We start from the raw sequence: 17499 nt of genomic DNA, 5'->3' as shown, positions 1-17499 counted from the left end.
CCCCCCCCCCCCCCCCCCCCCCCCCCCCCCCGCCAACCAGTTTCAGCCCCCTTCCGCTCAAGTCATCGTTCTGTCATCCGCCCCGGCCAGAATGCGCAGGTCATTCACGTCAGGGAGTCGACATGACGCACGCAATTGAAGTCCGCGGGCTTTCCAAATCGTTCCGCGCGGACCGCAAGGCGCTTGACGATGTCACGCTGCACATCGCGCCAGGCGAGATGGTCGCCCTGCTGGGTGCATCGGGATCGGGCAAGTCCACGCTGTTGCGCCACGTGGCCGGATTCATCACGGGCGATGCCGGCGCCGGCGAAATCCTCGTCAACGGCCGCCATGTGCAGCGCAACGGCCGCCTGGCCCGCAACGTGCGCAAGGTGCGTGGCGAGATCGGGTTTGTGTTCCAGCAGTTCAACCTGGTGGGCCGTCTTCCGGTCATCACCAACGTGCTGGTCGGCACGCTGGCCCGTGTGCCCAAGTGGCGCAGCCTGCTGCGCATCTTCAAGGCCGATGAAGTCCAGGGCGGGCTCGATGCGCTTGCGCAAGTTGGTATAGACGACTATGCGTTTCAACGGGCCTCGACGCTGTCGGGCGGCCAGCAGCAGCGCGCCGCCATCGCCCGCACGCTGGTGCAGAACGCCAGCGTGATCCTGGCCGACGAGCCGATCGCCTCGCTCGACCCGGAATCGTCGCGCCGGGTGATGTCGCTGCTCAGGCAGATCAACCGCACGCGCAAGGTCGCGGTGCTGGTGTCGCTGCACCAGGTGGACGTGGCGATGCGCTACTGTCCCCGCGTGGTGGCGCTGCGCCACGGCAAGGTGGTCTATGACGGCCCCTCTGCCGCGCTCACGCCCGGCATGCTGCGCGATCTCTACGGCACCGAAGCCGACGAGCTGCTGCTCGATTCCGTGCCAGACGAAGACGTATCCACTGCGGCCATGCCGGCACCGGCAATGGTCACGATGAACCTGGCGGCCGCCTGAACGGCCGCCTGTCCACACCGCTTTATCCCAAAACCGCTTCCCACCGGAGTTGTCCATGCTTCGCAGAACCTTTCTCGCCGTCGTGGCTTCGGGCGTGGTCGCCCTGCCCGCCTTCGCGCAGGACGCCAAGAGCCTGAACATCGGCTTTATCTCGACCGAATCGTCGTCGAACCTGAAGTCCGCCTGGCAGCCGCTGATCGACGATCTCAGCAAGACGCTGGGTGTACCCGTCAAGCCCTTCTTTGCGTCCGACTACGCCGGCATCATCGAGGGCATGCGCTTCAACAAGGTGCAGATCGCCTGGTTCGGCAACAAGTCGGCCATGGAGGCCGTGGACCGTGCCAACGGCGAGGTCTTTGCCTCGGTGATCGACAAGGACGGCAACCCGGGCTACTGGTCGGTGCTGATCGTCAACAAGGACAGCGACCTGAAGAGCGTCGAAGACGTGATCAAGCGCGGCAAGGACCTCAGCTACGGCGCCGGCGACCCCAATTCCACCTCGGGCACGGCCGTGCCGGGCTTCTACCTGTGGACCGCCAACAAGGTCGAGCCCAAGACGCTGTTCAAGGCCGTGCGCATCGGCAACCACGAGACCAACCTGCTGTCGGTGCTGAACAAGCAGGTCGATGTGGCGGTGAACAACACCGAGAACATGGAGCGCTATCGCATCAACACCGGCAAGAACGCCTATGACCAGGTGCGGGTGCTGTGGAAGTCGCCGCTGATCCCGGCCGATCCGATGGTCTATCGCAAGGACCTGCCGCCGGAGGTGAAGAAGAAGATCCAGGCCTTCTTCGCCAACTACGGCAAGGGCGCAGACGCCGCGCGTGAAAAGCAGGTGCTGGCCACCCTGACCTACCAGGGCTTCCGCACCGCCAGCGATGCGCAGCTGGTGCCGATCCGCCAGATCGAACTGGCCCGCGAAAAGGCGAAGATCGAATCGGACACCACCCTGGCCGCTGCCGACAAGGAAAAGCGGCTGGCCGAGGTGACCCGCCGCCTGGCCGAGCTGGACAAGGCCGCCGGCAACGCCATCAGCACGCAATAAGCCCATCCCGACGAGGCCGGCGGCCCCCCGCCGCCGGCCCCGCATCGCTTTCGTTCCCCGCTTGATTCCGGATTCCTCATGACTGTCACCGCCAGGCCCGGCCTGCCTCCCACGCCCCAAAGCAACGTGCGCCCGCCGCGCACTTCCCTTGCCGTGATGCTGACCTGGGCAGTCCTGCTGGCCATGCTCGCCCTGTCCTGGCAGGGGGCCGACATGCGCCCGCTGGACCTGCTGCGCGACTCGGACAATATGGCGAAATTTGCCGCCGATTTCTTCCCGCCCGATTTCCGCGACTGGCGGCACTACCTGGACGAGATGCTCGTCACCGTGCAGATCGCGCTGTGGGGCACCGCCCTGGCCGTGGTGATGGCGGTGCCGCTGGGCCTGCTGTGCTCGGCCAATATCGTCCCGGCGTGGGCCTACCAGCCCGCACGCCGCATCATGGACGCTTGCCGCGCCATCAATGAGATGGTGTTCGCCATGCTGTTCATCGTGGCCGTCGGTCTGGGCCCGTTTGCCGGCGTGCTGGCGATCTGGATCCACACCACCGGCGTGCTGGCCAAGCTGTTCGCCGAAGCCGTCGAGGCCATCGACCCGCGCCCGGTGGAAGGCGTGCGCGCCACCGGCGCCGGCCCGATCGAGGAGATCGTCTATGGAGTGATTCCGCAAGTGCTGCCGCTGTGGCTGTCGTTCGCGCTGTACCGCTTCGAGTCCAACGTGCGCTCGGCCTCGGTGGTTGGCATCGTCGGCGCCGGCGGCATCGGCACCGTGCTGTGGGAGATCATCCGCAGCTTCCAGTATGGGCAGACCTGTGCCGTGATGATCATCATCATCCTGTTCGTCTCGGCCATCGACATCATCTCCGCACAAATCCGCAAGGTACTGGTCTGACATCATGCTGAACCTGTCCCGCATCGAAACGCTGTTTGCCGACCATGGCAATGCCTGGTACGGCGGCGAAGCCATCAGCCAGACCGCGCACGCGCTGCAGTGCGCGCAACTGGCCGAGCAGGCCGGCGAGCCCGAGCCGCTGATCGTCGCGGCCCTGCTCCACGACGTTGGCCACCTGCTGCTGGCCGAAAGCACCACCACCGACATGCGCCACCAGGAGGCCGCCGCCGATGCGCTGGCAGAACTGTTCGGTGACGAAGTGACAGAACCCGTGCGGCTGCACGTAGCGGCCAAGCGCTATCTGTGCGCGGCCGATCCGGCGTACTTCGCCACCTTGTCACCGGCTTCAGCGCAAAGCCTGGCGCTGCAAGGCGGTCCGTTCGGCGCCGCACAGGCCGAAGCGTTCACCGCCAGCCGCCACGCCGCTGCCGCGGTGCGCCTGCGCCGCTACGACGACCTCGCCAAGGTGGTCGGCCTGGCCACGCCGCGGCTGGCGCACTACCTGGACATGGCCGCGCGTTGCGCGCGGACTGGCGCATGAACACCATCGCTGAAGCCGTGCTTACCCTGCGTGAAGTGCGCGGTTCCGACGCGGAACTGCGGCACCTGTCCGCGCTGCTGGCCGCGATGGACGATGAAGCGCCGCTGCCGCTGGCCACCATGCGCGAGCGCTACGCGACCATGCGCCGCTATCCGGACTACCGCTGCTACATGATGGTGGACGAGGACGAGGTGCCGCTGGGCACCTTCAGCCTGCTGGTATTTCCCGTGATGGTCCACGACGGGCGTCCCGAGGCCATTGTCGAGGCCGTGGTGGTGGCGCCATCCGCGCGCGGCAGGGGCGTCGGCAAGGCGATGATGCGCGAAGCGATGCGCCTGGCCCGCGAGGCCGGGGCGGCCAAGCTGGTGCTGTCGTCCAACGCGCGGCGCCTGCAGGCCCACCAGTTCTATCGCCGGCTCGGGTTCACCGAGCACGGCATCAGTTTCAGCATCGAACTCTGATGGCAAGGCCGTGCCGGAAGCTTCGCTTCGGCACGGCCTTATCAGCTTAATGTTGCGCTATCGGAGGTAGCCCCAACCAGCCGCGCGAACGCCTCCGCCGCGGTTTCCAGGGCGCCGCTATTGTCGAACTCGACCAGGCGGCACCCTGCCGGCACGGTGAAGGCCTGCGCCGCGCGCGCCAGGCGCCGGGCAATCGCTTCTTCCGACTCGCGGCCACGCTGGCGCAGCCGCGTGGCCAGCACCTCCGGCCGGACGCGCACATGCACGGCGCACAGCTTCGGGTAGCGCGCCACGGCTTGGGGCAGGTACTCGCGCGAGCCATTGACGATCACCGTCAGCCCCCTGGCCAGCCACTGCTCGATCTCGATGCCGATGCCGTAATGGAGCCCGTGGCTGTGCCAGTCCAGCGCCAGGCAGCCGAGCGCCTGGCGGCGCCGGAACTCATCCGTGGTCAGCGCAACGGAGGCCTCGTTGGCATCGGCCTCGCGGGTGATATAGCGATGCGCGATGACGATGCGGTGGTCCGGCCCGAGGCGTTCGCGCAGCGCGCGCAGCAGCGAGTCCTTGCCGCTGCCGGACGGCCCCATCAGGTAGAACAGGCCGTGTCCGTCGGCCGCGCCATGTGCGTTCATGCGTCCAGGTACGCCGCGCCAGCGCCGTCGGTGGTGCTGCCGTTGAATCCGTAGTGGCGGGCAACGATAAAGTCGTCGCCCGGCTCCGGCTGCACGAATACGCTGATCCCGTCCACATGAAGCGGCGCCTGCAGCAGCTTGCCGCTCGCGGCCCCCAGGCGCTCGAGGGCGGCGCGCTGGCCGGTAGTATCAAGCATGCCAGTCAGCGTGATATGGAAGACGAAGGTACCGAATACATACGGGTAGCCCCATGCGTCGAGCATGCGGCGCTCTTCGTCGGTCAACTGGTCCGGTTTGCGCCGGCCGAGTTCTTCGGCCGTAGGCGGCGCGCGGAAGCGCTCGAATGCCAGTACGCAGGCATCGGCCAGCGCCTGCATCGGTGGCGATCCGCCATCGGCCAGGCACCATGCCACAAAACCCCGCAGCGCACACAGCGCCAGCGGTGCGTCGAATGCCTCGCGGCCACGCGCGAAGTCACGCGCAGCGGCGTCGAGCATCGGCCCGTTGCTGCCCTGCACAAGCCGGAACGGCGGCTTCAGCGTGGCATGCAGGCCGTAGCGCGCCGGGGCCTTGACCCATTCGTCGGGCGGCGCCGCCATGCCCGCCGGCGCGGGCAGCGCGGCGCCGGTATCGGCGTCGCGGCCGAGCCACTGGCTGCCAAACGTGCGGAACGGATCTGAGGGCGCCAGGTAGATGGCGTAACGGTGCGCTGGCAAGGTCATGCGGCAAGGTTACCAGCGGCACCCGGCGCCCGGCGGCGGCGTCTGCCCTGGTTTTGTGGTCTGGACCGCAGACACCTTAGCGCAGGCAGATGACAGCCGGATGTCTAGACCAATGCCACGTCGCTCCGCCTCAATCACTGTCGGAAACCGTCAGCTGCACCCAGTCCCCCGCAAACCGCACCACGCTGTACTGCACCGGCGCCCCGTCGATATCAACGTTCAGCGCCTCCACCTGCAGCACCGGGCGCGTCTTCGGCTGGTTCAGCAGGCGCGCCACCGGGGCGCTGGGCATGGCCGCCGTGATGCGCGACCACTTGCGCGTGTAGTCGGCAATGCCGAAATGCGCCAGCGCGCGCGATACCGATTGCCTGGCGCGCAGCACCTCGTCGATGCCCGGGAAGCGCTTGAGGTCAAAGTAATGCTCGGCAACGTCAATGGTGCGCTCTTCGGCCTTGCCGATCATCTGCACGTGCAGGATCTCCGCCGTGCGCGCCAGGCCCAGTTGCTTTGCCACTTCCGGCGCGCGCACCACCTGGCTGTCGATGATCTCGGCATGTCCGCGCATGCCCTGCGCGGCCAGGTTTTGCGAGAAGCGCGTGCGGCGCCCGATCGCGTAGTCGATCGCATGCTCCTGCACGAAGGTGCCGCGGCCCTGCTCGATCCGCACCAGGCCGCTCAACTCCAGCTCGCCCATGGCGCGGCGGATGGTGTGGCGGTTGACCGCGAAGCGCGTGGCCAGTTCAGGCTCAGGGGGCAGCTGTTCGCCGGGCAGGTACAGCTTCTTGCGGATGTCGTCCGCCAGCGCCTCGCCAATCTGGCGCCATACCGCCACGCCGGAACCCCGTTCCACTTCTCGATCAGACATCTCGCGCTGCCCTCTTGTCATCAAGCGTTCACCATTGCCATGCGATTGTGCCTCAACCGCGCCGCGATGGCGGGGTGCCCGAGCAATGCCCCGCCCCGTCATGAAACGTTCATCTGCCTGTGGTCTAGTAGCTGCGTGTTCAAGCAGTGACATCTAAACGTATAGACGTATAGGGGTGATGATGCAAAGCGAAACCGCGCAGGCCCATGCCGCCCGCGCCGCCTGGCTCCGGATCCTGGCGACGGCGCCCGCCGACGCGCTCGACGGCGCTTACCAGCGGCTTGGCCAGGCGCAAGCGCTGCCGGCCTACCGGCTGCTGCGCAAGCCGGAGTCCGGCATGGCCATGGTCCGGGCCCGCGCAGGCGGGACCGGTGCCCAGTTCAACCTGGGGGAAATCACGGTCACGCGCTGCGCGGTCGTGCTGGAAGACGGCGCTGCCGGGGCCGCTGCAGGCGTGGCCTATATCCAGGGCCGTAGCGCCCGCCACGCCGAACAGGCCGCGGTGCTGGACGCGCTGCTGCAGCGCCCGGCCTGGCACCAGCGCGTGCAGGAGTTCGTGCTGGCGCCGTTGGCAAGCACGCAGGCGCAGCGCGCCGCACACGCAGCGGCCACCGTCGCCCAGACCCGCGTCGAGTTCTTCACCATGGTCCGGGGAGAGGACTGAAATGACTGCCATGCAACCGATCCTGTCCGCCCCGGCCGCCTCGCTGCTGCCGGGCTTCAACAACCCGGTCGACGACGCCCAGCAGGTCTTCCGCGCCGCGCTGCAGGCGTTTGCCCATCCGGGCCGGCTGCAGACGCTGCCCGTGGCCAGCGGCCTGCCCGGCGGCCTGTCGCCCGCGCTGGCGGCGCTGCTGCTGACGCTGGCCGATCCCGATACCCCGGTCTGGCTGCCTGCCGGCGTGCCCGCCGCGGCGCGTGCGTTCCTGCGCTTCCATTGCGGCTGCCCGCTGACCGACGATGTCGGCGCCGCCGCCTTTGTCTGCGTGCCCGCCGGCTATGCCGTACCGGCACTGGCGGATTGCGCGCAAGGCGACCCGGCCTTCCCCGACCGCTCGGCCACGCTGCTGGTGGAGGTGGCCTCGCTTGCCGAAGGCGACACCCTCACGCTGCGCGGCCCCGGCATCGAAACCACGCAGGTGCTGCGCGTGGCGGGGCTGCCCGCGGACTTCCGCGCCGGCTGGCGCGCCAACAACGCCGGCTTCCCGCTCGGCGTGGACCTGCTGCTGGCCAGCGGCGACCGATTCTGCGCGCTGACGCGCACCACGCTGGTGGAGGACTGACATGTATGTAGCCGTCAAAGGTGGCGAGCGCGCCATCCTCAATTCCTACCGGATGCTCGATGCCTACCGCCGCGGCGATACCGCGGTGCCGGAACTCACGCTGGCGCAGATCCGCGAACAGATGCCGCTGGCGGTGTCGCGCGTGATGGCCGAGGGCTCGCTGTACGACCCGCACCTGGCCGCGCTGGCCCTGAAACAGGCCGCTGGTGACCAGATCGAGGCGATCTTCCTGCTGCGCGCCTATCGCACCACGCTGGCGCGCTTCGGCTATACCCAGCCGGTGGATACCGGCGCGATGCGCCTGCAGCGCCGGATCTCGTCCACGTTCAAGGACGTGCCGGGCGGCCAGGTGCTGGGGCCGACCTACGACTACACCCAGCGCCTGCTGGATTTCACGCTCGAAGCCGGCCGCGACCCCGAGCCGCTGCCGCCCTCGCCCGAACCCCTCGCCGCCAGCATGCCGCGCGTGACCGGCCTGCTGGAAGCGGATGAACTGGTCGAAGCCGACCAGATTCCCGCGGGCGACCCCACGCCGCCCGACCTGACGCGCGAGCCGCTGAGCTTCCCCGCCAACCGCGCCGCGCGCTTGCAGAACCTGGCGCGCGCCGATGAGGGTTTCCTGCTGTCGATGGGCTATTCCACCCAGCGCGGCTACGGCAACTCGCACCCGTTCGCGGCCGAGATCCGCTTCGGCGCGGCCGAGGTCGAACTGTTCGTGGAAGAGCTTGGCTTCGCCGTCACCATCGGCGAGATCGAGCTGACCGAATGCCAGATGGTGAGCCAGTTCGCCGGCAATGCCGACGAAGCCCCGCGCTTCACGCGCGGCTACGGGCTGGTGTTCGGCTACAACGAGCGCAAGGCCATGTCGATGGCGCTGGCTGACCGCGCCATGCGCGCCGAAGAACTGGGCGAGGCCGCCGACGCCCCGGCCAACGATATCGAATTCATGCTGTACCACAGCGACAACGTCGAGGCCTCCGGCTTCGTGCAGCACCTGAAGCTGCCCCACTACGTGGACTTCCAGGCCAACCTCGAACTGCTGCGCCGGCTGCGTGCGGAACAGGATGGCGCCGTGACCGCTACCGTGCAGGCGCAACCGCAAGAGGAGACGCTGGCATGACCACCCCCGACACCACCATGGCAACGGGCATTGCCCGCGATGACCACTACAACTTCGGCTACCTGGACGAGTCGACCAAGCGGATGCTGCGCCGCGCGCTGCTCAAGGCCGTGGCGATTCCCGGCTACCAGGTACCCTTCGGCAGCCGCGAAATGCCGCTGCCCTATGGCTGGGGCACGGGCGGCATCCAGGTGACGGCCGCGATCATCGGCAAGGATGATGTGCTCAAGGTGATCGACCAGGGCTCGGACGACACCACCAACGCCATCAATATCCGCCGCTTCTTCGGCCGCGTCACCGGCGTGCAGACCACCGAGCGCACCGCCGAGGCCAGCATCATCCAGACCCGTCACCGGATTCCGGAAACGCCGTTGCACGCGGGCCAGACCATGGTGTTCCAGGTGCCGATCCCCGAGCCGCTACGCTGGCTGGAGCCGAGCGAGGGCGAGACCCGCACCATGCACGCACTGGCCGAGTACGGCGCGATGCACGTCAAGCTGTATGAGGACATCGCGCATCACGGCCATATCGCCACCACCTACGACTACCCCGTGATCGTCAACCAGCGCTACATGATGCGGCCGTCGCCGATCCCCAAGTTCGACAATCCCAAGCTCGACCGCAGCCCCGCGCTGATGCTGTTCGGCGCCGGGCGCGAGAAGCGCGTCTATGCCGTGCCGCCGTACACCGCGGTCAGGAGCCTGGACTTCGCCGACCATCCCTTCACGGTGGAAAAGTGGTCCAGCTGCTGCGCCCAGTGCGGCGCTGCCGACAGCTACCTGGACGAGATCATCACCGATGACGCCGGCACGCGACTGTTCGTGTGCTCCGACACCGAATACTGCGCCGACCGCCAGGCGGCCCAGGCCGTCAAGGCCGCTGCCGGAGGTGCCCGATGAGCGCCACCCCGCTGCTGTCGGTGCGCAACCTGACGCGCACCTGGGACGGCCTGCACGGCTGCCATGACGTCAGCTTCGACCTGTACCCGGGCGAGGTGCTGTGCGTGGTGGGCGAATCGGGCTCCGGCAAGAGTACGTTGCTGCAGGCCTTGTCGATGCAGGCGCCGGCGCAGCGCGGCAGCGTCAGCTACGACATGCGCGAGTCCGGCCTGACCGACCTGGCCACGCTGTCCAGCGCGCGCCTGCGGCTGCTGGCCCGCACCGACTGGGGCTTCGTGCGCCAGCATGCGCGCGACGGCCTGCGCATGCAGGTCAGCGCCGGCGCCAATATCGCCGAGCGCCTGATGGCCGTGGGCGAGCGCCACTACGGCAACCTGCGCGAGGTCGCCGGCACCTGGCTGGAGAAGATGGAGATCGACCTGGCCCGGCTGGACGACGTGCCCGGCACCTTCTCCGGCGGCATGCAGCAGCGTTTGCAGATCGCGCGCAACCTGGTCACGCACCCGCGCCTGGTGTTCATGGACGAGCCCACCGCATCGCTGGACGTGTCGGTGCAGGCCCGCCTGCTAGACCTGCTGCGCCGCCTGGTGGCGGACCTGGGCCTCGCCGCCGTGCTGGTCACGCACGACCTGGCCGTGGCGCGCCTGCTCGCGCACCGCACGCTGGTCATGCAAGGCGGCCGCGTGGTGGAGCAAGGCCTGACCGACCAGATCCTCGACGACCCGCAGCACCCGTACACGCAGTTGCTGGTCTCTTCCATCCTGCAGGGCTGACGACGATGCACGCAGAACACCACCCCCAGAAACTGGTCGAGGTCCGCGGCCTCGGCAAGATGTTTACGCTGCACAACCAGGGCGGCATCCGCCTGCCGGTGCTGCGCGCGATGGATTTCGATGCCACCCGCGGCGAATGCCTGGTGCTGTCCGGGCCCTCCGGCACCGGCAAGAGCACGCTGCTGCGCTGCCTGTACGGCAACTACCTGGCCACCGAAGGCAGCATCCGCCTGCGCGATACCAGCGCCGAGGGCGAGCCGTGGGTCGAGCTGACCCACGCCCCAGAACAACGCGTGCTGAAGTTGCGCCGCGACGTGATCGGCTATGTCAGCCAGTTCCTGCGCGCGATTCCGCGCGTCGGCGCGCTCGACGTGGTGGCCGATCCGCTGCAGCAGCGCGGCGCCAGCCATGAGGAGGCCCGCGCCCGCGCGGCAGAACTGCTGGCACGGCTGAACCTGCCGCGCCGGCTGTGGGACCTGCCGCCGGCCACTTTCTCCGGCGGCGAGCAGCAGCGCGTGAACATCGCGCGCGGGCTGATCGGCGGCCACCCGATCCTGCTGCTGGACGAGCCCACCGCCTCGCTGGACGCCGACAACCGCGCCGTGGTGGTCGAGCTGATCCGCGAAGCCTTGGCCGAAGGCCGCGCGCTGATCGGCATCTTCCACGATGAAGCCGTGCGCGATGCCGTGGCCACGCGCCTGCTGCCGCTGCAACCCGCTAGCGCCCTTGCCTGATTTGATCCCAGAACGGAGCCGGACATGTCTGCTACCTACCTGACGCACGCCACCCTGGTGCTGCCGGACCGCGTGCTGCACGACAGCGCGCTGCTGATCGAAGATGGTCGCATCGCCGCCATCGAACCGGCACCCGCAGCGGTCCCCACCCACGCCACCGTGATCGACCTGCATGGCCACTCCGTGATGCCGGGCCTGGTCGACGTGCATTGCGACGCCATCGAGAAGGAAGTCGAACCGCGCGCCAGCGTGCTGTTCCCACTGGACTTTGCCGTGGCTCAGGTCGACCGCCGCAACGCCGCGGCCGGCATCACCACGCCGTACCACGCGCTGTCGTTCGCGGGCAACCAGTTCGGCGTGCGCAATGTCGATACCGCGGCCACGCTGGTGCGCACCCTGGCCGCGTATCGCCGCCACAGCCTGGTCGACAACCGCATCCATTGCCGCTACGAAGTCACCGATTCCAGCGCCGTGCCGGTGCTGGAATCCCTGATGGCCGAGGGCGTGGTCGACCTGCTGTCCGTGATGGACCACTCGCCGGGCCAGGGCCAGTTCAAGACCATGGATGCCTACCTGGCCTACATGATGGGCAACCACGGCATGAGCCGCGAGCAAGCCGCCGATGCGGCCGACAAGAAGGCCGCCGCGCTGGAAGGCGCGCATGAGCGTGTCAACCGGCTGGTGGCCAGGGCGCATGCGCTGGGCATCCCCACCGCCAGCCATGACGACGATTCGCCGCAGCGCATCGCCGCCATGCGCGCGCTGGGCGTGCGCATGAGCGAGTTCCCGATCAACCTGGAAACCGCGCAAGCCGCGTGCGCCCAGGCGCTGCCGACCATCCTGGGCGCGCCCAACGTGCTGCGCGGCAAGAGCCAGAGCGGCTCGATGCGCGCCATCGACGCCATTCACGCCGGCGTGGGCACCATCCTGTGCTCGGACTACCAGCCGTCCACGCTGATCGCCGCCGCGTATGCCGCCGCGCGCCTGGCCGACCTGCCGCTGAACCAGGCGCTGGCGCTGGTCACCGTCAATCCGGCCGACGCCTGCCTGCTGGACGACCGCGGGCGCCTGGCGCCGGGGCTGCGCGCGGACGTGATCGCCGTGTCCGGCGTGGCAGGCCAGCCGATGGTCACGCATACCTGGTCTGGCGGGAGGCTGGTGTTTGCGGCGGGGTATCCGTCGGTGCGGCACGTTGGCGATGCCGCCATGCCGCGCGAAACCGCGCTGCGCGAGGTGGCATAAGGAGGATTGGCCCGGATTCGTAAAATTCCGCTGCGCCTCCGCCAGACTGCTGATCTGAACAGGAAATCGAGCGCAATCTCGGTCATCGCTTGTACGAGCCTGCGTCCGGTCAGGCCGGCAACACAGTAGCGCTGGCTACGGCCGTTCGCTGCTGGCCGATGGCGGCTTCACCCGCTGAGCGATCGGATCAGGCCCCGGGGTTGAACCCCAGCGCCGTGCTGACCGCGCGCGCCTCGCGCCGCACGGCGCTGCCGATGGGCCCGTCGATGGCGGGATCAAAGCCGCCGGTGGCGCCCAGCGCCGTCAGCACTGCGCAGACGCGCCCGGTGTAGTCGCGCACCGGCGCCGCCACGGCGCTGATGCCGGTCAGGTTGGTGTCGCGCACCCAGGCGCAGTCGTCGGCCTGCACCGCGCGGCGCAGCGCGCCGATGGGGTCTTTGCCATCGAGCAACGCCAGCCGCGCCGGACTTGCCGCGGCCAGCTCCTCCTCGGCCTGGGCATGCACGCGCTTTTCATCGAGCAGGCCCAGGAACACGCGCCCGGTGGCCGACCACAGCAATGGCATCACCGAGCCCGCGCGCACATTCACCGTCACCGGCAAACCCGGTTCCTCAAAGCGCATGATGGTCGGCCCCTTGTTGCCCATCACCGCGACAAAGCAGGTCACCTCCAGCGCTTCACGCAGGCGTACCAGCGAGGCTTCGGCCAGCCGGATCGGGTCGGCCTGGCGCATCGCCGCCATGCCGATCTGCAGCGCCTCGAAGCCCAGGTGGTATTGCTGCGTGCCCGTCTCCTGCGCCACCAGCCCCTCTTCCACCAGGCTGACCAGGTAGCGGTGCACCTTGGCCGGGCTTTCGTCGATACGCGCGGCCAGCGCGGTCAGGCTGGCGCGTCCGCCCAGCCGGGCCAGTCCCTTGAGCACGGCCATGCCGGTGACCGCCGATTGCACGCGCTGGCGGCGTTCGCGCGTGCGGGGCGCGTCGGCGGGTTCGATCGGAGGTTGGGCAGCTTTCGGTCGGGGCATGGCGGGAAGATCCGGCAAACGGTGAGCGGTCATCACATGGAAGGCGGATCAAGCCATGCGGCCGCTGCAGGACAGTTCAAGGTTAACCCGCATTCAATCATTACGCAATGCGTATATGATTTACGCGAAATAGAAACACCGGTGCCGTACACCGGGCTGACCAACAAGGAGACAAGCCCCCATGCCCCGCCTCAACTTCAAGCGCCTGGCCATTGGCGCGCTGGCCCTGCCGATGCTGGCCGCCGCCCCCGCGCATGCCGCCGACGCCTACCCTGCCAAGCCGATCCGCTGGATCGTCCCCTACGCCGCCGGCGGCGGCTCGGACTTCCTGGCGCGCACCATCGGCCAGGGGCTGTCGGCCAAGGTCGGCCAGCCGGTGGTGGTGGACAACAAGCCGGGCGGCAATACCGCCATCGGCGCGGCCGAGACGGCGCGCTCGGCCGCCGACGGCTATACCGTGCTGTCGGCCGACAACGGCACGCTGGTGTTCAACCCGGTGCTGTACAAATCGCTCTCCTACAACCCTGGCAAGGACCTGGCTCCGGTGACGCTGCTGGGCCGCTTCCCGATGATCCTGGTGGTCGGCGCGGCCAGCCCGGTCAAGAGCGCCAAGGAATTCATCGCCCAGACCAAGGCCACCCAGGGCGGCATCAATTACGGCTCGGCCGGCGCGGGCAGCCCGCACCACCTGGCGATGGAGCTGCTGAAGGTGGAAGCCGGCCTGTCGATGACGCATGCCCCCTACCGTGGCGCCGCGCCGGCGCTGTCGGACGTGGCCGCCGGACAGGTGGTGGCGATGATGGTGGACTACGCCGCCGGCGCCGGCTTTATCAAGGGCGGCAAGGTCCGGCCGCTGGCGGTGGCCAATGCCACCCGGCTGCCGCAGCTGCCCGACGTGCCGACCTTTGCCGAACTGGGCTACCCGCGCGTGGAAGCTGCCGCGCTGGTGGGCATGGTGGTGCCGGCCGGCACGCCGCCGGAGGTGGTCAACACGCTGAACAAGGATGTGGTCGCGGCAATCCGCGAGCCCGCTGTCAACAAGCGGCTGGTGGACTTCGGCGTTGAGCCGGTCGGCAACTCGCCGTCTCAGTTCAGCGAGCTGCTGCGCAGCGAGTCCACCCGCTGGACCAAGCTGATCCGCGACCTGAAGATCACGCTGGACAATTGAGTCCGGCCGCAACACCGAATGGCCGTCCGGCCCTGACCGGACGGCCCTGTTTTTCGCCAGGAGTACGCAGCATGGCCAACCCCTCCCCCAGCGCCGCGCGCAGCGGCTGCCCGATCGACCACAGCGCCTTGACCGCGCCCAACGGCTGCCCGGTCAGCCACAACGCGGCGCAATTCGATCCCTTCGGCGACGGCTACCAGCAGGATCCGCCCGAATACGTGCGCTGGTCGCGCGAGCAGGAGCCGGTGTTCTACAGCCCCAGGCTGGGCTACTGGGTGGTCACGCGCTATGAAGACATCAAGGCGATCTTCCGCGACAACCTGACCTTCAGCCCGTCGATCGCGCTGGAGAAGATCACGCCCACCGGCGACGAGGCCAATGCCGTGCTGGCCTCCTACGGCTATGCCATGAACCGCACGCTGGTCAACGAGGACGAGCCCGCCCACATGCCGCGCCGGCGCGCGCTGATGGCGCCCTTCACGCCTGCGGAACTGGCGCACCATGAGCCGCTGGTGCGCCGCCTGGCGCGCGAGTATGTCGACCGCTTTATCGACGATGGCCGCGCCGACCTGGTCGACCAGATGCTGTGGGAAGTGCCGCTGACCGTGGCCCTGCATTTCCTGGGCGTGCCCGAAGAGGACATGGACCTGCTGCGCCAGTACTCCATCGCCCATACCGTCAACACCTGGGGCCGGCCGAAGCCGGAGGAACAGGTGGCGGTGGCGCATGCCGTGGGCAATTTCTGGCAGCTGGCGGGCCGCATCCTGGACAAGATGCGCGAGGACCCGTCCGGCCCGGGCTGGATGCAGTACGGCCTGCGCAAGCAGAAAGAACTGCCCGATGTCGTCACCGACTCCTACCTGCATTCGATGATGATGGCCGGCATCGTTGCCGCGCACGAGACCACCGCCAACGCCTCGGCCAATGCCATCAAGCTGCTGCTGCAGCATCCGGATGCATGGCGCGAGATCTGCGACGACCCATCGCTGATCCCCAACGCGGTGGAAGAATGCCTGCGCCACAACGGCTCCGTCGCCGCATGGCGGCGGCTGGTGACGCGCGACGCCGAGGTCGGCGGCATCCGCCTGCCGGCGGGCAGCAAGCTGCTGATCGTCACGTCTTCGGCAAACCATGACGAGCGCCATTTCGCCGATGCCGACCTGTTCGATATCCGCCGCGACAACGCCAGCGAACAGCTGACCTTTGGCTACGGCTCGCACCAGTGCATGGGCAAGAACCTGGCGCGCATGGAGATGCAGGTCTTCCTGGAGGAGCTGACACGCCGGCTGCCGCATATGCGCCTGGCCGAGCAGACCTTCACCTATGTGCCCAACACCTCGTTCCGCGGCCCTGAGCACCTGCTGGTGGAATGGGACCCCGCGCAGAACCCCGAGCGCCGCGACCCGGCCCTGCTCGAGGTGCACCAGCCGGTGCGCATCGGCGAACCGTCCGCGCACACCATCGCCCGCACGGTGGTGGTCGAGCGCGTCACGCCCGCCGCCGACGGCGTGGTCCGGCTGCGGCTGGCGGCGCCTGACGGCAAGCCGCTGCCGCGCTGGGCGCCGGGCTCGCATATCGACGTGGAATGCGGCGATACCGGGCTGTCGCGCCAGTATTCGCTGTGCGGCGATCCGGACGACACCGGGGCGCTGGAAATTGCCGTGCTGCGCGACCCCGACAGCCGCGGCGGCTCGGCCTGGGTGCATGGCAGCGTCCAGGCCGGCGACCGCCTGCGCATCCGCGGGCCGCGCAATCACTTCCGCTTCGATGAAGGCTGCGGACGCGCGATCTTTATCGCCGGCGGCATCGGCATCACGCCGGTCAGCGCGATGGCGCGGCGCGCCCGTGCGCTTGGCATCGACTACGAATTCCACTACTGCGGCCGTTCGCGCCAGGCGATGGCGATGCTGGATGAACTGCAGGCCCTGCACGGTGCGCGGCTGCACGTCCACGCCAGCGATGAAGGCCAGCGCGCCGACTTCGGCAAGCTGCTGGCGCGGCCGGACCCGCGCACCCAGATCTACGCCTGCGGCCCGCAGCGCATGCTGGATGCGCTGGCCGAGAGCTGCGCGGCGTGGCCGGAAGATGCGCTGCGAGTGGAGCACTTCGTATCGAAGCTGGGCACGCTGGATGCGTCGAAGGAACTGCCCTTTTCCGTCGAGCTGAAGGACTCCGGCCTGGTCATGGAAGTCCCGGCCGGCCAGACCCTGCTGAGCGCGCTGCGCGGCGCCAATATCGATGTGCAGAGCGATTGCGAGGAAGGCCTGTGCGGGTCCTGCGAGGTGCGCGTGCTGGCCGGCCAGGTCGACCATCGCGACGTGGTGCTCACGCGCAGCGAGCGCGAGGCCAACCAGCGCATGATGGCGTGCTGCTCGCGCGCCTGTGGCGGCGGCCGGCTGGTGCTGGAGCTCTGAGCGCCCGCCCGTCAGGCGGTGGCGTTGAAGGCGTCGTGGTATTGCACGCTGCCCGCCGGATAGCCGCCGTCGAACGCCAGTGCCTGGAAGTACTCGGGTGGCACGCCGTCCAGCACCAGCCCGGGCCGCGCGGCAAAGCCGAAGCGGCCGTAGTAGCCGGGATCGCCCAGCACCACGCAGCCGGCGGCGCCAAGGCGGCGCAGCTGGTCCAGCGACGCGCGCATCAGTTGCGAGCCAATGCCCTGCCCCTGCAGGTCCGGCGCCACCGAGATCGGGCCCAGTCCGTACCAGCCGGTCGCGCCGGATGAGACCGTAACCGGCGAAATCGCCACGTGTCCCACCAGTTCATCGCCTGCCTGTGCCACCAGCGACACCGTCAGCTGGCCGGCGCGGCGCAGCGCATTGACCACGAACGCCTCGGTGTGGCTGGTATGCGGCGCCGTCAGGAAGGCGGCAGTGGTCAGCCGGGCAATGGCGTCGGCGTCGGACGGTGCTTCTGGGCGGATCTGCACGGACATGGCGGGACTCGGGACTTCGATCAGGTCTTGGCGACCCGGATTCTACGCTCTCCTTCACTGGCATGCCGCGGCCGCCAAGGCAAGCCACCGTTGCGCCGTAGGACAACGCCTGACAACGGCGGCAAGGCGCCAAGGCTAAAGTAGCAGCGCGAACTCCATGCAATCCTGTTCCCGTTGCGTCATGCGC

The 17499-nt window shown here is 68.6% G+C and carries 19 protein-coding genes; 14 read left to right on the top strand and 5 right to left on the bottom strand.

Annotated features, from left to right (window positions below):
• The first annotated feature begins 122 nt into the window (after nucleotides 1–122).
• The 5 genes from phnC (at nucleotide 123) to AC3WRR_RS13370 (ending at nucleotide 3918) form a co-directional block, all read left to right on the top strand.
• Nucleotides 123–977 (top strand): phosphonate ABC transporter ATP-binding protein, encoded by an 855-nt coding sequence (gene phnC, locus AC3WRR_RS13390; protein WP_011617129.1) that lies wholly within the window; start codon nucleotides 123–125, stop codon nucleotides 975–977.
• A gap of 55 nt (nucleotides 978–1032) precedes the next feature.
• Nucleotides 1033–2025, top strand: coding sequence for a phosphonate ABC transporter substrate-binding protein (gene phnD, locus AC3WRR_RS13385; RefSeq protein WP_010809360.1), 993 nt, complete (start codon nucleotides 1033–1035; stop codon nucleotides 2023–2025).
• A gap of 78 nt (nucleotides 2026–2103) precedes the next feature.
• Nucleotides 2104–2916, top strand: coding sequence for a phosphonate ABC transporter, permease protein PhnE (gene phnE, locus AC3WRR_RS13380; RefSeq protein ID WP_010809361.1), 813 nt, complete (start codon nucleotides 2104–2106; stop codon nucleotides 2914–2916).
• 4 nt (nucleotides 2917–2920) lie between these two features.
• On the top strand, nucleotides 2921–3457 hold the full coding sequence (locus AC3WRR_RS13375; RefSeq protein WP_010809362.1) for a phosphonate degradation HD-domain oxygenase: 537 nt from the start codon (nucleotides 2921–2923) through the stop codon (nucleotides 3455–3457).
• The gene (locus AC3WRR_RS13370) at nucleotides 3454–3918 is read left to right on the top strand and encodes a GNAT family N-acetyltransferase (RefSeq protein WP_011617128.1); all 465 of its coding nucleotides are present in this window, start codon (nucleotides 3454–3456) and stop codon (nucleotides 3916–3918) included. The genes AC3WRR_RS13375 and AC3WRR_RS13370 overlap by 4 nt, the downstream gene beginning before the upstream one ends.
• 41 nt (nucleotides 3919–3959) lie before the next feature.
• On the opposite strand, the gene phnN is transcribed toward AC3WRR_RS13370, so the two are convergent.
• The 3 genes from phnN to phnF all read right to left on the bottom strand — a co-directional run bounded on the left by phnN (nucleotide 3960) and on the right by phnF (nucleotide 6137).
• Nucleotides 3960–4550 carry a phosphonate metabolism protein/1,5-bisphosphokinase (PRPP-forming) PhnN gene (gene phnN, locus AC3WRR_RS13365; protein ID WP_010809364.1) on the bottom strand — a complete coding sequence of 197 codons (591 nt, stop codon included), beginning with the start codon at nucleotides 4548–4550 and terminating at the stop codon, nucleotides 3960–3962.
• Nucleotides 4547–5272, bottom strand: coding sequence for a DUF1045 domain-containing protein (locus AC3WRR_RS13360; RefSeq protein WP_492297212.1), 726 nt, complete (start codon nucleotides 5270–5272; stop codon nucleotides 4547–4549). Before AC3WRR_RS13360 ends, phnN begins: the two co-directional genes overlap by 4 nt.
• A 130-nt stretch (nucleotides 5273–5402) precedes the next feature.
• Nucleotides 5403–6137, bottom strand: coding sequence for a phosphonate metabolism transcriptional regulator PhnF (gene phnF / locus AC3WRR_RS13355; RefSeq protein WP_011617126.1), 735 nt, complete (start codon nucleotides 6135–6137; stop codon nucleotides 5403–5405).
• Between the two features lie 178 nt (nucleotides 6138–6315).
• Here phnF and phnG point away from each other — a divergent pair, with 178 nt between their 5' ends.
• Genes phnG through AC3WRR_RS13320 form a run of 7 tightly spaced genes read left to right on the top strand, consistent with a single transcriptional unit; the run spans nucleotide 6316 to nucleotide 12188 of the window.
• Nucleotides 6316–6801, top strand: a complete 486-nt coding sequence (phnG, locus tag AC3WRR_RS13350; RefSeq protein ID WP_010809367.1) for a phosphonate C-P lyase system protein PhnG — start codon at nucleotides 6316–6318, stop codon at nucleotides 6799–6801.
• A 1-nt stretch (nucleotide 6802) separates the two neighbouring features.
• A complete protein-coding gene (gene phnH, locus AC3WRR_RS13345; protein ID WP_011617125.1) occupies nucleotides 6803–7420 on the top strand; it encodes a phosphonate C-P lyase system protein PhnH in 618 nt (205 codons plus the stop codon).
• A gap of 1 nt (nucleotide 7421) precedes the next feature.
• Nucleotides 7422–8540, top strand: coding sequence for a carbon-phosphorus lyase complex subunit (locus AC3WRR_RS13340; protein WP_010809369.1), 1119 nt, complete (start codon nucleotides 7422–7424; stop codon nucleotides 8538–8540).
• Nucleotides 8537–9439 carry an alpha-D-ribose 1-methylphosphonate 5-phosphate C-P-lyase PhnJ gene (locus tag AC3WRR_RS13335; protein ID WP_011617124.1) on the top strand — a complete coding sequence of 301 codons (903 nt, stop codon included), beginning with the start codon at nucleotides 8537–8539 and terminating at the stop codon, nucleotides 9437–9439. Before AC3WRR_RS13340 ends, AC3WRR_RS13335 begins: the two co-directional genes overlap by 4 nt.
• The gene (gene phnK, locus AC3WRR_RS13330) at nucleotides 9436–10212 is read left to right on the top strand and encodes a phosphonate C-P lyase system protein PhnK (RefSeq protein ID WP_010809371.1); all 777 of its coding nucleotides are present in this window, start codon (nucleotides 9436–9438) and stop codon (nucleotides 10210–10212) included. Before AC3WRR_RS13335 ends, phnK begins: the two co-directional genes overlap by 4 nt.
• Before the next feature lie 5 nt (nucleotides 10213–10217).
• The gene (gene phnL / locus AC3WRR_RS13325; RefSeq protein WP_010809372.1) at nucleotides 10218–10946 is read left to right on the top strand and encodes a phosphonate C-P lyase system protein PhnL; all 729 of its coding nucleotides are present in this window, start codon (nucleotides 10218–10220) and stop codon (nucleotides 10944–10946) included.
• Between the two features lie 24 nt (nucleotides 10947–10970).
• Nucleotides 10971–12188 (top strand): alpha-D-ribose 1-methylphosphonate 5-triphosphate diphosphatase, encoded by a 1218-nt coding sequence (locus AC3WRR_RS13320; RefSeq protein WP_010809373.1) that lies wholly within the window; start codon nucleotides 10971–10973, stop codon nucleotides 12186–12188.
• A gap of 187 nt (nucleotides 12189–12375) precedes the next feature.
• Here the strand turns inward: AC3WRR_RS13320 and AC3WRR_RS13315 are convergent, their stop codons facing one another.
• A complete protein-coding gene (locus tag AC3WRR_RS13315; protein WP_454749452.1) occupies nucleotides 12376–13212 on the bottom strand; it encodes an IclR family transcriptional regulator in 837 nt (278 codons plus the stop codon).
• A gap of 181 nt (nucleotides 13213–13393) precedes the next feature.
• On the opposite strand from AC3WRR_RS13315, the gene AC3WRR_RS13310 reads away from it, so the two are divergent.
• A complete protein-coding gene (locus tag AC3WRR_RS13310; RefSeq protein WP_011617122.1) occupies nucleotides 13394–14380 on the top strand; it encodes a Bug family tripartite tricarboxylate transporter substrate binding protein in 987 nt (328 codons plus the stop codon).
• A 71-nt stretch (nucleotides 14381–14451) separates the two neighbouring features.
• Nucleotides 14452–16794, top strand: a complete 2343-nt coding sequence (locus tag AC3WRR_RS13305; RefSeq protein ID WP_010809376.1) for a cytochrome P450/oxidoreductase — start codon at nucleotides 14452–14454, stop codon at nucleotides 16792–16794.
• An 11-nt stretch (nucleotides 16795–16805) separates the two neighbouring features.
• Here AC3WRR_RS13305 and AC3WRR_RS13300 read toward each other — a convergent pair whose 3' ends face one another.
• Nucleotides 16806–17312 carry a GNAT family N-acetyltransferase gene (locus AC3WRR_RS13300; RefSeq protein ID WP_010809377.1) on the bottom strand — a complete coding sequence of 169 codons (507 nt, stop codon included), beginning with the start codon at nucleotides 17310–17312 and terminating at the stop codon, nucleotides 16806–16808.
• Between the last annotated feature and the right edge of the window lie 187 nt (nucleotides 17313–17499).

The sequence above is a fragment of the Cupriavidus sp. FW305-3-2-15-C-LB2 genome, assembly GCF_058787575.1.
This window is presented reverse-complemented; position numbering and strand designations above follow the sequence as displayed.

Bases quoted from the DNA above. Each gene is read 5' to 3' on its own strand.
- phnC (WP_011617129.1), top strand. From the start codon at position 123: ATGACGCACGCAATTGAAGTCCGCGGGCTTTCCAAATCGTTCCGCGCG.
- phnD (WP_010809360.1), top strand. From the start codon at position 1,033: ATGCTTCGCAGAACCTTTCTCGCCGTCGTGGCTTCGGGCGTGGTCGCC.
- phnE (WP_010809361.1), top strand. From the start codon at position 2,104: ATGACTGTCACCGCCAGGCCCGGCCTGCCTCCCACGCCCCAAAGCAAC.
- AC3WRR_RS13375 (WP_010809362.1), top strand. From the start codon at position 2,921: ATGCTGAACCTGTCCCGCATCGAAACGCTGTTTGCCGACCATGGCAAT.
- AC3WRR_RS13370 (WP_011617128.1), top strand. From the start codon at position 3,454: ATGAACACCATCGCTGAAGCCGTGCTTACCCTGCGTGAAGTGCGCGGT.
- phnN (WP_010809364.1), bottom strand. From the start codon at position 4,550: ATGAACGCACATGGCGCGGCCGACGGACACGGCCTGTTCTACCTGATG.
- AC3WRR_RS13360 (WP_492297212.1), bottom strand. From the start codon at position 5,272: ATGACCTTGCCAGCGCACCGTTACGCCATCTACCTGGCGCCCTCAGAT.
- phnF (WP_011617126.1), bottom strand. From the start codon at position 6,137: ATGTCTGATCGAGAAGTGGAACGGGGTTCCGGCGTGGCGGTATGGCGC.
- phnG (WP_010809367.1), top strand. From the start codon at position 6,316: ATGATGCAAAGCGAAACCGCGCAGGCCCATGCCGCCCGCGCCGCCTGG.
- phnH (WP_011617125.1), top strand. From the start codon at position 6,803: ATGACTGCCATGCAACCGATCCTGTCCGCCCCGGCCGCCTCGCTGCTG.
- AC3WRR_RS13340 (WP_010809369.1), top strand. From the start codon at position 7,422: ATGTATGTAGCCGTCAAAGGTGGCGAGCGCGCCATCCTCAATTCCTAC.
- AC3WRR_RS13335 (WP_011617124.1), top strand. From the start codon at position 8,537: ATGACCACCCCCGACACCACCATGGCAACGGGCATTGCCCGCGATGAC.
- phnK (WP_010809371.1), top strand. From the start codon at position 9,436: ATGAGCGCCACCCCGCTGCTGTCGGTGCGCAACCTGACGCGCACCTGG.
- phnL (WP_010809372.1), top strand. From the start codon at position 10,218: ATGCACGCAGAACACCACCCCCAGAAACTGGTCGAGGTCCGCGGCCTC.
- AC3WRR_RS13320 (WP_010809373.1), top strand. From the start codon at position 10,971: ATGTCTGCTACCTACCTGACGCACGCCACCCTGGTGCTGCCGGACCGC.
- AC3WRR_RS13315 (WP_454749452.1), bottom strand. From the start codon at position 13,212: ATGCCCCGACCGAAAGCTGCCCAACCTCCGATCGAACCCGCCGACGCG.
- AC3WRR_RS13310 (WP_011617122.1), top strand. From the start codon at position 13,394: ATGCCCCGCCTCAACTTCAAGCGCCTGGCCATTGGCGCGCTGGCCCTG.
- AC3WRR_RS13305 (WP_010809376.1), top strand. From the start codon at position 14,452: ATGGCCAACCCCTCCCCCAGCGCCGCGCGCAGCGGCTGCCCGATCGAC.
- AC3WRR_RS13300 (WP_010809377.1), bottom strand. From the start codon at position 17,312: ATGTCCGTGCAGATCCGCCCAGAAGCACCGTCCGACGCCGACGCCATT.